Annotated in this window: 13 protein-coding genes; 10 read left to right on the top strand and 3 right to left on the bottom strand. The window is 72.7% G+C overall.

All coding sequences use genetic code 11. The features are described from left to right. Positions 1–49: 49 nt before the first annotated feature. The 3 genes from OG259_RS21395 to OG259_RS21405 are packed head-to-tail and all read right to left on the bottom strand — an operon-like array spanning position 50 to position 3333. Complete coding sequence (locus tag OG259_RS21395; RefSeq protein ID WP_328943728.1) at positions 50–1627, bottom strand: acyl-CoA mutase large subunit family protein; 1578 nt, start codon at positions 1625–1627, stop codon at positions 50–52. A gap of 45 nt (positions 1628–1672) precedes the next feature. After that, the gene (locus tag OG259_RS21400; protein WP_328943729.1) at positions 1673–2695 is read right to left on the bottom strand and encodes a quinone oxidoreductase family protein; all 1023 of its coding nucleotides are present in this window, start codon (positions 2693–2695) and stop codon (positions 1673–1675) included. Further along, entirely contained in the window at positions 2692–3333 is a 642-nt protein-coding gene (locus OG259_RS21405; protein WP_266894016.1) for an MBL fold metallo-hydrolase, read from the bottom strand. Before OG259_RS21405 ends, OG259_RS21400 begins: the two co-directional genes overlap by 4 nt. Before the next feature lie 171 nt (positions 3334–3504). Between OG259_RS21405 and OG259_RS21410 the strand changes: the two genes are divergently transcribed. The 10 genes from OG259_RS21410 to OG259_RS21455 all read left to right on the top strand — a co-directional run bounded on the left by OG259_RS21410 (position 3505) and on the right by OG259_RS21455 (position 13530). Continuing rightward, entirely contained in the window at positions 3505–4434 is a 930-nt protein-coding gene (locus OG259_RS21410) for an NADP-dependent oxidoreductase (RefSeq protein ID WP_328943730.1), read from the top strand. A 342-nt stretch (positions 4435–4776) separates the two neighbouring features. Then, on the top strand, positions 4777–5835 hold the full coding sequence (locus OG259_RS21415; protein WP_328943731.1) for a ScbA/BarX family gamma-butyrolactone biosynthesis protein: 1059 nt from the start codon (positions 4777–4779) through the stop codon (positions 5833–5835). Positions 5836–5841: 6 nt separating this feature from the next. Beyond that, positions 5842–6897 carry a ketoacyl-ACP synthase III family protein gene (locus OG259_RS21420; RefSeq protein ID WP_328943732.1) on the top strand — a complete coding sequence of 352 codons (1056 nt, stop codon included), beginning with the start codon at positions 5842–5844 and terminating at the stop codon, positions 6895–6897. Positions 6898–7006: 109 nt separating this feature from the next. Then, the gene (locus tag OG259_RS21425) at positions 7007–7246 is read left to right on the top strand and encodes an acyl carrier protein (protein WP_266894008.1); all 240 of its coding nucleotides are present in this window, start codon (positions 7007–7009) and stop codon (positions 7244–7246) included. Continuing rightward, positions 7246–8505: a beta-ketoacyl-[acyl-carrier-protein] synthase family protein gene (locus tag OG259_RS21430; RefSeq protein WP_328943733.1), complete on the top strand. Its 1260-nt coding sequence runs from the start codon at positions 7246–7248 to the stop codon at positions 8503–8505. Before OG259_RS21425 ends, OG259_RS21430 begins: the two co-directional genes overlap by 1 nt. Next, on the top strand, positions 8502–9254 hold the full coding sequence (locus tag OG259_RS21435) for an SDR family oxidoreductase (RefSeq protein ID WP_328943734.1): 753 nt from the start codon (positions 8502–8504) through the stop codon (positions 9252–9254). Before OG259_RS21430 ends, OG259_RS21435 begins: the two co-directional genes overlap by 4 nt. Before the next feature lie 54 nt (positions 9255–9308). After that, positions 9309–10295: a 3-oxoacyl-ACP synthase III family protein gene (locus OG259_RS21440; protein WP_328943735.1), complete on the top strand. Its 987-nt coding sequence runs from the start codon at positions 9309–9311 to the stop codon at positions 10293–10295. Positions 10296–10403: 108 nt separating this feature from the next. Next, positions 10404–11162 (top strand): SDR family NAD(P)-dependent oxidoreductase, encoded by a 759-nt coding sequence (locus tag OG259_RS21445; protein ID WP_328943736.1) that lies wholly within the window; start codon positions 10404–10406, stop codon positions 11160–11162. Then, the gene (locus OG259_RS21450; RefSeq protein ID WP_328943737.1) at positions 11150–12796 is read left to right on the top strand and encodes an FAD-dependent monooxygenase; all 1647 of its coding nucleotides are present in this window, start codon (positions 11150–11152) and stop codon (positions 12794–12796) included. Before OG259_RS21445 ends, OG259_RS21450 begins: the two co-directional genes overlap by 13 nt. Continuing rightward, positions 12793–13530, top strand: a complete 738-nt coding sequence (locus tag OG259_RS21455; RefSeq protein ID WP_328943738.1) for an HAD family hydrolase — start codon at positions 12793–12795, stop codon at positions 13528–13530. The genes OG259_RS21450 and OG259_RS21455 overlap by 4 nt, the downstream gene beginning before the upstream one ends. Positions 13531–13640 lie beyond the last annotated feature (110 nt).

The following is a 13640-nucleotide window of genomic DNA, read 5'->3' on the forward strand; positions in this document are numbered from 1 at the left end:
GTTTTCTGTTGTGTGCTGTCTTCTGTCGTACGCGGGCGTCCGTCAGGTCTCAGGTGGTCGTCGGGCTGTAGGTGCCCCAGACGTCGCGGAGTGCGTGGCAGACCTCGCCGACGGTGGCGCGGGCCTTGAGGGCGTCCTTCATCGGGTAGAGCACGTTGTCGGTGCCTTCGGCCGTCTTCTTCAGTGCGGCGAGCGCGGCGTCCACCGCCGTCTGATCCCGCTCGGCGCGCAGTGTGGTGAGGCGTTCGGCCTGCTGGGCCTCGATGGCGGGGTCGACGCGGAGCGGCTCGTAGGGTTCCTCGACGTCGATCGTGTAGCGGTTGACGCCGACCACGACCCGTTCGCCGCTGTCGGTCTCCTGCGCGATCCGGTAGGCGGAGCGCTCGATCTCGCTCTTCTGGAAACCGTGCTCGATCGCGTTGACCGCCCCGCCCATCTCCTCGACCCGCCCCATCAGGTCCAGGGCCGCCGCCTCCACGTCGTCGGTCATCTTCTCCACGACGTACGAGCCGGCGAACGGGTCGACGGTGGCGGTCACGTCCGTCTCGTAGGCGAGGACCTGCTGGGTGCGCAGGGCCAGGCGGGCGGACTTGTCCGTGGGCAGGGCGATGGCCTCGTCGAAGGAGTTGGTGTGCAGGGACTGCGTCCCGCCCAGGACGGCCGCCAGGCCCTGGACGGCGACGCGGACGAGGTTGACCTCGGGCTGCTGCGCGGTCAGCTGCACACCGGCGGTCTGGGTGTGGAAACGGAGCATCAGCGACTTGGGGTTCCTCGCGCCGAACTCCTCCTTCATGACCCGCGCCCAGATCCGGCGGGCCGCCCGGAACTTCGCGACCTCCTCCAGGATCGTCGTGCGCGCCACGAAGAAGAAGGAGAGCCGCGGCGCGAAGTCGTCCACGTCCATGCCCGCCGCGACCGCCGTGCGGACGTACTCGATGCCATCGGCCAGGGTGAACGCGATCTCCTGCGCGGGCGAGGCCCCCGCCTCCGCCATGTGATAGCCCGAGATCGAGATCGTGTTCCACTTCGGGATCTCACTGCGGCAGTACTTGAAGATGTCCGCGATCAGCCGCAGCGACGGCTTCGGCGGGAAGATGTACGTGCCCCGCGCGATGTACTCCTTCAGCACGTCGTTCTGGATCGTCCCCGTCAGCCTCTCGGCCGGAACGCCCTGTTCCTCACCCACCAGCTGGTACATGAGGAGGAGCAGGGCGGCGGGGGCGTTGATGGTCATCGACGTCGAGACCTTGTCCAGCGGGATGCCGTCGAACAGGATCCGCATGTCGTCGACCGAGTCGATCGCCACCCCCACCTTCCCGACCTCGCCCGAGGAGATCGGCGCGTCGGAGTCGTGGCCCATCTGCGTCGGCAGGTCGAACGCCACCGACAGACCCATCGTGCCGTTCGCGATCAGCTGCTTGTACCGGGCGTTGGACTCCACCGCCGTACCGAAACCCGCGTACTGGCGCATCGTCCACGGCCGGCCCGTGTACATCGACGGGTACACACCACGCGTGAAGGGATACCCACCCGGCTCACCCAGCTTCCCGGCCGGGTCCCAGCCCTCCAGGGCCCCCGGTCCGTAGACCGGCTCGATGGGCAGTCCCGACTCCGACTCGCGCGTCATGCGTATCCCCCGTGTTCCACCGGCTGTGTGCTGGGCGTGCCTTGTTCAGGACCGGACATCGAGGACGTACTTGCCCGTGGACGCCCGGGTCTCCAGGAGCTCGTGCGCGCGTGCCGCGTCGGCCAGCGGAAGCACGGTCACGTCCACCCGGACGCTGCCCTTGGCGACCTCGGCGAGGGCCTGCTCCAGGTGGGCGCGGAGCAGCTCCGGGGCCCGGCCGGCGACGCCGCCGAGGTTGTAGCCGGCGAGGGAACTGTTCGTGTACCAGGGGTGGTTGCCCTCGAAGGTGACGTCCTCGGCCGCCGCGTTGCCGAAGATGACGTGTCGGCCGAAGGCGGCCAGGAGGCCGGACACGGACGACCGGAACGCGCCGCCGACGGAGTCCAGGACCAGGTCCGCGCCCGCTCCGCCGGTCCGCTCGGCCACCTCCTGCTCAAGCTCCTCGTACGACACGACGCTGTCGTAGCCGAAGCCGCGCGCGTACTCGGCCTTGGCGGGGGAGCTGGTCACGCCGATGACCGTGCCCGCGCCGAGCTGACGCGCCAGCTGCGCCGCGGCCGTCCCGACGCCGCCCGCCGCCGCGAGGACGACCACGGTCTCTCCCTTGGCGAGGTGACCCGCCGAGGTGAGGACGCCGAGGGCGGTCGTGACGTTGCACAGGGCGCCGGCCGCGAGGGCTCCGTCGAGGTCGGCGAGCTCGCCGTCGAGGCGGACGACGTGCTCGGCTCCGACGGCCACCACCTCGGCGTTTCCGCCGCCGCCCAGGGTGAGCGCGGCCACCCGGTCGCCGGGCTCGAAGCCGGTGACGCCCTCGCCCACGGCGCGGACCGTGCCGACCGCCTCAAGGCCGGGGAAGTGCGGCAGGCCGACCGGGAACTGGCCGCGGCGGAACATCACTTCGGCGAAGTTCACGCCCGCGTACCGGACGTCGACGGTGAGCTGACCGGCCTCGGGCTCGGGCGTCTCGACCTCGCCGACGGTGAGGACGGACGGGGCGCCGAAGTCGTCGAAGCGGACGGTGCGCATACGGCTGCCGGAGGTCGTGGAGGTCGGGGCGGTGTTCGTCATCGGATTCCCGTCTGGCTGAGGAAGGAGGTGGGGCCGTGGCCGGTGAGCAACCGGGTGTCGTCCGGGCAGAGGCCGGTGACCATGCGGAGGGAGTCCTCCATGCTCGTGGGGCTGGCGGTCGGTGCGTCCGCGCGTCCCGGGCCGTTCGCGAGCAGGGTGTCGCCGGTGGCGAGCAGGGGAGCGTCGCCGCTGTCGAAGCGGAACATCACCGAGCCGCTGGTGTGGCCGGGGGTGTGCAGCACCGTGACGATGCCGGCGGCGAAGGTCAGTTCGCCGCCCCGCTCGGGGAGTTCGCTCACCTCGTCGGGCTCCTGGTCGGGGTGGCCGACGAGGAGGTCGCGGGGGAACGAGTCGGGCAGTCCCTTGGCGGGAGCGCCGAGCTGGTAGCGGTCGGCCGGGTGGATCCAGGCCGGGACGCCGTAGTGCCGGGCGAGCGGCACGGCGTCCCAGGTGTGGTCCATGTGGCCGTGTGTGATCAGGATCGCCTCGGGTTCGAGGCGGTGGGCGCGGACGGCCCGCAGGACCGCCTCGCGGGAGTCGTGTCCGGGGTCGACGACGAGGCAGGGATTCCCCGGTCCGGCGGCGACGATGTGGACGTTCGTTCCGAACTTGCCGGTGGCGGCGGACAGTACGAGCATGACGCGACTTTGGCTGAGCCTTCGGTCATATGTCAATTGCCATAGGTGTCGCAGAACTCTGGCTCAAGTCTGCCCTATAGTGGCGAGGGCCACCACCGCCGTACCCGTCGTACGGTCGGCGTCCGGTGCGTGTCAGTCCGTCAATCAGCCGTCCCACCAGGGGGTTCGTCCGTGAAGGCCATCGCCGTCCAGCGTTACGGAGGCCCGGAGGTCCTGGAACTCATGGATCTCCCCGAACCGCGCCTCGGCCCCGACGTCGTGCTCGTCCGGGTGCGGTACGCGGGCGTCAATCCCGCCGACTGGAAGATCCGCGAGGGCTACATCGACGACTGGTTCGAGTCCCACTTCCCCCTGGTGATGGGCTGCGACCTGTCCGGCGTCGTCGAACGCACCGGCCTCGGCGTCACCGAGTTCGCCCCCGGCGACGAGGTCGTCGGCTACGTCCGCGCCGACCACATGCAGCGCGGCACGTACGGCGAACTGGTCGCCGCGCCCGTCCGGACCCTGGCGCACAAACCGCGCTCCCTCGACGCGCGGGAGGCGGCCGGACTGCCGGCCGCCGGCCTCACCGCGTACCAGGCACTCCGCCGCCACCTGGAGATCGGCCCCGGCGACGTGCTGCTCGTCCACGCCGCGGCCGGCGGGGTCGGCTCGCTCGCCGTCCAGATCGGCCGCGCCCTCGGCGCCCGCGTCATCGGCACGGCCAGTGAGCGCAACCACGACTTCCTCCGGTCGCTCGGCGCGGAGCCGGTGACCTACGGCCCCGGGCTCGCCGACCGGGTGCGCGCCCTGGCCCCGGAGGGCGTCGACGCCGTCTTCGACCTCATGGGCGGGGACACCCTGGCCGGTTCGCCGGCGCTGCTGCGGCCGGGCGGACGGCTCGCCTCCATCTCCGGTGACGTGACGGGGCTCGGCGGACGCTACGTCTTCGTCCGCCCCGACCCGGTCGATCTGGCCGAGCTCGTGGCGATGGCGGACCGCGGCGAGGTCCGGGTCCACGTGAGCGCCGAGTTCCCGCTCGCGGACGCGGCCCGCGCCCATGAACTCATGCAAACCGGCCATGTGCGCGGCAAGGTCGTCCTGGCGGTCGGCACGGCCTGACCGGCGGTCGGAAAGGCCTGATCCGGCCCGTCCCGCCGACCTCACCGCACCCGTCCGAGACCCGTACCGGAAGAGCCCGACGCGCTACCCGTAGCAGAAGATCCGCATCCCACACGTGTGAGAGGCCCGAGGCCGCCCCTGTCAGGGGCGGCCTTTCTCGTGTGTCCGGGGGCCTCTGCGGCCGGTCTTCAGCGAATCTTCAGCGGCTCTCAAGTCGCCCACACGTGAGGCCACGGCCGATTGCCCCGTCGTTCGCAGATGAAACCCCAGAGGGGGCTGTGAGGCTTGATTCATGCCCTCAGGGGCCCGCCGAAGCAGACCCACGGACGAACGGAACCGGGCATGACCCTTGCTGAGCAGGAGCCGACGGCAGCGGCGCCGGCCGCGGCCGAACTCGCCTACCAGCGTCCTATGGACCGCGCCCTGGTGCACCGCCGGGCCGTCATGGAGGTCTTCGTCACCGACGCCGTCCGGCACGGCGACGACGCCTTCGCCGTGGCCGTCCAGGCACCCCGCGCGCACAGCTACTACAACGACCACACGCAGCGGCCCGCGCTGCTCGACCCGCTGTTCCTCCTGGAGGCCGCCCGCCAGGCGGTCACCGTCGTGGCGCACCAGTGGCTGGACGTCACGTACGACACCTCCTTCCTGATCAGCGACTGGACCACCGAGTTCACCGACCTCGCCGCCCTGCGGACCCGCGTCGACACCCCGGACGAGCTCGTCGTCGAGGTCACCACGCGCGACCTCAAGCGGCGCGGCACCAGGCTCCTCGCGGCCACCCTGGAGTGCGTCTTCCTGGTGGGCGGCCGACGGGCCGGGACGAGCGTCGTCGTGGCCGGATACCTCAGCCGCGACGGCTACACGGCCCACCGCGAGAAGAGCCGGGGTTCCGTCCCGCCGCTCTCCTCCGCCATGCCGCACACCCGCACCGGCACGCCCGTCGCGCCCGCCCTGGTGGGCCGCGAGCGGACGGAGAACGTCGTCCTCACCGACGTGGTCCGGCACCCCGACGCCACGACCGCGCTGCGCGCCGTGCTCGACGTCCCGGTGCGGCACGCGGCCATGTACGACCACCCGCTGGACCACGTACCGGCGATGGCCCTGATGGAGGCGGCCCGCCAGGCCGCGGTCCTCGCCTCCGACGAGTCCGGGGAGTCCGGCGACCGGCGGTACGCGCGTGCCTTCGGCGCCACGTTCCGCCGGTTCGTCGAGCTGGACAGCCCGGTCACGGTCTCCGTCACGCCGTCGGCCGGCGAGCGCCTCACCGTCGACTTCCTGCAGGACGGGGAGTCGGTCTGCTCGGCCGACATCGAGGTCGCGGTCCTCGCGGAGCCCGAGCCGGCCGCCGCGTCCGGGCCGTCCGCCGCGTCCGAGGCGCCCGACACGGACGGCAGGTGACGGGCCGTGCGACTGGACTCACCCCTGGGTCTCTCCGCGACGGCCTGGTACCCCGACGGTCTCCAGACGACCGAAGAGGCCGTGGCCGCCGGTGACATCGACGCCCGCACCGCCCGCGAACTCGGCTACACCTCGCTCCCCGTCAGCGAGGACATCGCGCCGCCCGACATGGCCGTCGAGGCCGCCAACCGGCTCTTCACGCTCTCCGGCGCCCGCGCCGACGCCCTCTCCCTCGTCCTGCACGCCAGCGTCCACCACCAGGGCCACGACGCCTGGTCCGCCCCGCACTACATCGCCAGTCGGATCGGCGCCGACCGTGCCGTACCGATCGGGCTGCTCCAGCAGTGCAACGGCGGCGCCATCGGCATCGAACTGGCCGCGAGCCGACTCCAGGGCGACCCGTCCGCCGGACCCGCCCTGGTCACGACCGCCGACCGCTTCCTGATGCCGAGCTGGCACCGCTGGCGCAGCGACTACGGGATGGCGGCCGGCGACGCGGCCACCGCCGTCCTCGTCCACCGCACCGGCTCCGCGGCCGAGCCCGGCTCGGCGCACGCCTTCCCCCCGGACCTGCTGCTGCACTCGCTCGCCACCCGGACCGCCTCCGAACTGGAGGTGATGCACCGCGGCGACGACGAGCTGAACGCGACGCCGATGGGGCACAGCCCGATGATCGACGTGCGGCGCACCAAGCGCGCCTTCATCAAGGCGTACGGCGTCGACTTCTTCGTCAAGACGGCGGCCGACCGCATCCGCGCCGTCGTCGAGGAGGCCCTGGCCGACGCCGGGCTCACCGGCGACGACCCGCGGCTGCACCACGCCGTGATCCCCCGCCTGGGCACCAAGGCGATGAACGAGGCGTACATCCCGCCGCTGAAGGACGTCACCTCGGCGGAGGTGCTCGACCTGGGCCGGGTCACCGGGCACGTGGGGGCCGGCGACCTGAACGCCTCCCTGGCCGACCTGGCCCGCTCGGACCTCCTGAGGCCCGGGGCCCACGCCCTGGTGCTCAACGGCGGCGGCGGGTTCACCTTCACCGCGGTCGTGGTCAGCAAGCGCTGACCTCCCGCGATCCGTACCGATCCACCGATCCACCGATCTACCGATCACCGATCCACTGCTCCACCCGATTCGCACCCGACTCGCATCCGACTCCCAAGGAGAACCCCTCATGTCCGCTCACCAGGACCGTCTCTTCGCCCTCGTCTCCGAGAAGCTCGGCGTCCCCACCGAGGAGCTCGACACCACGTCCACCTTCGACGCCCTCGACCTGGACTCGCTCGCCCTGATCGAGCTCAGCGTCATCGTGCAGAAGGAGTTCGGCGTCCAGATCGACGAGACGGCGCTGACCCCGGAGAACACCTTCGCCGACATCCTCACCGAGATCGACTCCAAGGTCGCGGTGGCCTGATGACCGGCATACCGACGCAGCGCCCGGGCGGGCGCACCAAACGCTTCGACGTGGCGGTCACCGGCGTCGGCCTGGTCACCCCGGCCGGCCTCGGTGTCGAGGCCAACTTCGAGCGGGTCTGGTCGGGCAGGTCCACCGCGGCCACCGACCCGGACCTCGCCGGTCTGCCCGTCGACTTCGCCTGCCGCGTACCGGACTTCGACGCGGGCGCCCTGCTCGGGCGGCGCAGCGCCGTCCGCATGGACCCGATCAGCCACTTCGGCGTGGTCGCCGCCCGGCAGGCCGTCGAGGACGCCGGGCTCGACCCGGCGGCCTGGGACGGCCCCCGCGTCGGCGTGGTGGTCGGCACCTCGCTCGGTGGCTGGTCCACCGTCGAACGCGAGCACGGCAAGCACCTCGCCGACGGCCCCGAGTTCGTCTCGCCGCTGCTCATGGTGATGGGCCCGGTCAACATGACCGCCGGCTACATCGCCATGGACCTCAAGGCACTCGGCCCCAACCAGGTCGTGTCGACCGCCTGCGCCTCCGGCAACACGGCGATCGGGTACGCCCGCGCCCTCCTGGAGTCCGGTGTCTGCGACATCGTCCTGGCGGGCGGCGCCGAGGCCGCGATGTCCCCGACCGCCATGGCCAGCCTCGCCCGCGCCGGAGCGCTGTCGACCCGGCGCGACGACCCGGCGTCGGCCTCCCGCCCCTTCGACGCGGACCGCAACGGGTTCGTCGCCGGCGAGGGCGCGGCCATGCTCGTCCTGGAGCGGGTCGAGGACGCGCGGGCGCGCGGCGCCCGCATCCGCGCCCGGGTCTCCGGCTTCGGCGCCTCGGCCGACGGCCACCACGCGTCGGCGCCCGACCCGACCGGCGGCGGCGCCGAGCGGGCCATCCGGGCGGCGCTCGCCGACGCCCTGGTCGACACCTCCGAGGTCGACCACGTCAACGCGCACGGCACGTCGACCCCGCTCAACGACATCACCGAGGCCGGGATGCTCCGCCGGGTCTTCGGAGAGAAGCCCGCCGTCACCTCCACCAAGGGTGTCGTCGGCCACCTGCTGGGCGCCGCCGGCGCCGCCGAGGCGGTCTACACGGTGCTCGCCGTGGAGCGGAGCCTCGTCCCGCCGACGGCCAACCTGAACAGCCTGGACCCGGGCATCGGGGTGGACGTGGTGGCCAAGGAGGCCCGTCCGATGGAGATCGGCGCGGCGGTCAACGACTCCTTCGGCTTCGGCGGACAGAACGCCGTGATCGTGGTGACGCCGGCATGACGGCGACTCCCGGCCCCGCGAGCCCCGCTGCCTCCTCCGGGCCCTCGGGCCGCTCGGTCCTCGTCACCGGTGGCAACCGCGGCATCGGTCTGGCCGTCGCCCGGTCGCTCGCCGCCCGCGGCGACCGGGTGGCCGTCACGTACCGCACCGGCGAACCCCCGGAGGGGCTCCTCGGGGTGCAGTGCGACGTCACGGACGAGGCCCAGGTGGAACGCGCCTTCAAGGAGGTCGCGGCCGCCCACGGCGACGTCGAGGTGCTGGTCGCCAACGCCGGGATCACCCGGGACGGGCTGCTGCTCGCCCTCGGCGACGACGCGATCGACACCGTCCTCGACACCAACCTGCGGTCGGTCATCCGGGTCGCCAAGCACGCGGCCCGGGGCATGCTCGGCGGGCGCTGGGGCCGGCTGGTGCTGATCTCGTCCGCCGTCGCGTTCACCGGCTCGCCCGGCCAGACGAACTACACCGCCGCCAAGTCCGGCCTCGTCGGCCTCGCCCGCTCCCTCGCCTGGGAGCTCGGCAGCCGCGGCATCACCGTCAACGTCGTCGCCCCCGGGCTCGTCGAGACGGACATGCTGCGCGACGTACGGCCGGCCCGCATGGACCAGTACCTGGCGATGACGCCACTGGGCCGGGCCGGCAGCGCCGACGAGGTGGCCGCCGCCGTGCGGTTCCTCACCGGCGAGGAGGCCTCGTACATCACCGGCGCCGTGCTGCCGGTCAGCGGTGGGCTCGGCATGGGTCACTGAGGCCCCGTGCCGCACGCATCCACCACCACTCACCAAGCACAGGGAAGGTAAACCATGCCCGTCGGTGTCCTGTCGATCGGCTCCTACACACCCGACCAGGTGGTCGACAACCAGCAGATCAGCGCCTGGACGGGGATGCCCGAGTCCTGGGTGACCGAGCGGACCGGTGTCCTGACACGGCGATACGCCGAGCCGGGCACCGCCACCTCCGACCTCGCCGTGCACGCGGCCCGGGAGGCGCTGGAAGGCGTCCCGGACGAGGTCCGCGAGCGGCTCGGCGCGCTGGTCGTGGCGACCAGCACCCCGGACGTGCCGCAGCCGTCGACCGCGGCGATCCTCCAGCACAAGCTGGGGCTCTCCACCCTGCCCGCCTTCGACATCAACGCCGTCTGCAGCGGCTTCCTCTACGGCCTCTCGGTCGCCGAGGGGCTGCTGGCGGCCGGTCGGCACGGGGGGCACGTGCTCCTGGTCGGCGCCGACATGTTCTCCACGATCATGGACAGGTCCGACCGGCGCACGGTGAGCCTGTTCGGCGACGGCGCGGGAGCCGTCCTGCTCGGCGAGGTGCCCGAGGGCTACGGCCTGCAGTCGGTGCACCTGGTCACCGACGGCGAGTTCCACCACTACGTGGGCGTGGAGGGCGGCGGCACCAGGACGCCGCTCGACGCCGAGGCCCGCGAGGCCGGCCACCAGTACTTCCGGATGGACGGGCGCGCGGTGCGCGACTACGCCCTCGCGGTGCTCGCGAAGCTGACCGCCCAGACGCTCGACGACTGCGGGCTCGCCCTGGAGGACATCGACCGGTTCGTCTTCCACCAGGCCAACACCAGGCTCCTGGAGACCTTCGTGGCGGACGCCGGCATCGACCCGGACCGCGTCGCCTACACCGCGCCGCACCTGGGCAACACGGTGGCCGCCTCGGTGCCGCTCACCCTGCACGCCACGCACCGGGAGCGCCCGCTGAAGCGCGGCGAGCGGGTCCTGATGGCGTCGGTCGGCGGGGGAATGACCGCGGGCGCCGCACTCCTGACCTGGTACTGACGGCCCGCCCCGGGGCGCCGGCGCACCCCTTCCGCGCCGGCGCCCCACCCGTACCCCACTACCGACCCCACACGCACACCACACGCAGCAGCATCGGATGGAGGAGCCATGAGGCTCGACGGACAGACGGCCGTCATCACTGGCGGCACGCGGGGCCTGGGGCGGGCGATAGCCGAGGCCTTCCTCGCGGAGGGTGCCTCGGTCGTGGTCGCCGCACGCAACCCGTACGACATCAAGGAACTCGCCGACGACCACGGCGACCGGCTGCTCTTCCACCACACCGACGTCACCGACGAGTCCTCGGTGGCCGAGCTGGTCGCCGCCGCGGGCGAGACGTTCGGCGGCGTCGACGTCCTCGTCAACAACGCGGGCGTCAGCCGGGACGGCAAGATCGCCCGGCTCTCGGTGGACGACTGGAACACCACGCTCGCCACCAACCTCACCGGCGTCTTCCTCTGCACGCGCGCGGTGATCGGCCCGATGGCCGCCCGCCGCGAGGCGACCGGCACCGGCGGCCGCATCATCAACGTCTCGTCCTGCGTCGCGGGCCGCGCCGCGATCGGCGCCGCCGCGTACAGCGCGAGCAAGGCCGCCGTGGAGATGTTCACCAAGACCTCGGCCGCCGAACTCGCCCCCAAGGGCATCACCGTCAACTGCCTGTCCCCCGGCTACATCGACGAGGGCATGGGCAAGGAACTCGCCTCCAACGAGCGCGCCTGGGAGAGCTACCGCGGCCGTCTGCTCTCCGGTCGCCTCGGCCGTCCCGCCGAGGTCGGCGCGACCGCCGTCTTCCTCGCCTCGCAGGACAGCTCGTACGTCAACGGCAGCGTGGTCGAGGTCAACGGGGGGCTGATGTGGGCGGCCTGACGGAACGGCGCACGGTGCACGGGGCGGACCGGCCCGTCCTCGTCGTCGGGGCCGGGCCGGTCGGGCTGGTCGTCGCGTGCGAACTGCTCCAGCAGGGCATCCCCGTACGCGTCGTGGACGCCGGCCGCGGACACACCGCGCACTCCCGCGCGAACGTCATCTGGCCGCGCAACCTCGAACTGCTCGACCGGATCGGGGTGACCGAGGAGCTGCTCGACACCGGTCACCGTCTCGCGGGCACCGCGTTCTACTCGCGCGGCCGGCACCTCGCGACCGCCTGGATGAGCAAACTGCCCGACTCCCCCTACCCGTTCGCGCTCACCCTCTCGCAGAACGACACCGAGGGAGTGCTGCGCCGGCGCCTCGCCGCGCTCGGCGGCACCGTCGAGCAGGGCGTCCGGCTCACCGCCCTCGACAACGCCGCGGACGGTCCCGCCGTCAAGCTGGAGCACGAGGACGGCCGGACCGAGGAGCTGGAGCCGAGCTGGCTCGTCGGCGCGGACGGCGCGCACAGCACCGTCCGCAAGGAGCTGGGCATCGGCTACGACGGCCCGCCGGTCGACGTGTCGTTCGCGATCACCGATGCCCGGCTGACCACCACCCTCTCCGAGGACCTGTCGCACTACTGCTACGCGCCGAGCGGCGCCATGGTGCTCGGGCCGATGGGCGGCGGCGTGCACCGCATCGCCCTGAACGTGCCGCACGACGCGTACGGCGAGGACAACCCACCGCCCCGCGAGATGTTCCAGCAGGTCGTCGACGACCGGGCGGCCGGCCGCAGCCGCGTCGAGGAGCTGCTGTGGAGCGGCTCCTTCCGGGTGCGGGTCAGGATCGCCTCCGCGTTCCGCAGCGGTCGCTGCTTCCTCGCGGGCGACGCCGCCCATGTGATCAGCCCGGCCGGCGGCCAGGGCATGAACACCGGCATGCAGGACGCGTTCAACCTGGCCTGGAAGCTGTCCGGTGTCCTCCGGGGGGAGTTCGGGGAACCGATCCTCGACTCGTACGACTCCGAGCGCCGTGCCGTCTCGCACGAGGTGGCCCGCTCGACGGCGCTGCTGACCAAGGCGGGCCTGGTCAACACGCCCGCGAAGGTCGCGCTGCGGGACGCCGCGTTCACGGCGGCCGACCGGACCGGGCTCTTCCAGCGCAGGTTCGCCCCGCAGCTGAGTCAGACGGCCGTCAGCTACGACGGCGACCGGCATCCCCGTATGCCGCTGAGGGTGTCGTCCGGTCCGGTCGCCTCCGGCCCGGTCGCCTCCGGCCCGGTCACCGGTTCCGGTCCGGGCGCCGGTGGTTCGGGCGAGGCGGCCCCCGTGGCTCCGCGGCTCGACAGCGGTGGCTGGCCGACGATCGACCGGGACCGGCACACCGTGCTGCTGTGGCCCGGCACGCGGACCCCGCCCGCGGACTGGCAGCGGACCCGCGACCGGGTCCGCCGGGAGCTGCCCGACGGCACCCCCGTACTCGATCTGACCCGTGCCGTTCCCCGGGGCCTGGCCCGGGCGCTCGGCCCGGGGCCCGCCGTGGCGGTCGTCCGCCCGGACGGCCATCTGCTCGCGCGGGTCGACCCCGGGAGCCCCCAGGACATCACGCGACTGCTCACCCGAGCGGCACACCTCAGGAGCCGGTCTTGACCACGTCCCCCGCCCTCCCTCCCCTCACCACCGACCATTCCCGCCCGGTGGTGGCGTTCTTCGACGCCGACGAGACGCTCGTCGCGATGAAGACGCCGTTCTCGCTGCTGCGGCACCGGATGAAGCGGGAGGGTGATGTCACCGGCGCCGCGTACGAGCGGCTCGTCGAGCCGCTGCGGCGGCTGGCGTCGATGGGCGTGACGCCGGTCGAGGTGGTGTCCAAGTTCTACGAGCTGTACGCGGGTGTCCCCTGGGACGACGTGGTCGCCGAGGCGCGGGAGTGGTACGCCCATCTGCGCGAGCGCGGCGCGCCGTTCATCGAGCCGACGGTCGCCCGGCTGCGCCGCCACCAGGAGGCGGGTCACCACACGGTGGTCATCTCCGGCTCCTGGCCGGCGACGCTCCACCCGATCACCGACGACCTGGGTGTCGACCTGGTCCTGTGCACGGAGCCGGAGCTGGACGCGGACCGGCGCATGACGGGGGCGATCCGGCACGCGATGTTCGGTCCGGCGAAGGCGGACGCGGTCCGGGAGGCGCTGGCGAAGTTCGGCGCGGACCCCGCCGACTGCTACGCCTACGGCGACGACCCGGGCGACCTGACCATGCTGAGCATGGTGGGCCACCCGACGGTCGTCGGCGAGAACCCGCGGATGACGGCCCACGCGGCCGAGCACGGCTGGCCGGTCATCCCGGCCACCCTGATGGCCGGGACGCGCCGCCAGCCGGTGTGACCCGGGGGAGAAGGAGCACGAAGGGGCGCCTCGGCCGAGGCGCCCCTTCGGCGTTGTCCGACGGGCGGGGCGGACGCGCCGCTCCGACGGGCGGCACGGCGCTCCGACCG

Source organism: Streptomyces sp. NBC_00250 (genome assembly GCF_036192275.1).
Taxonomy (GTDB): domain Bacteria; phylum Actinomycetota; class Actinomycetes; order Streptomycetales; family Streptomycetaceae; genus Streptomyces.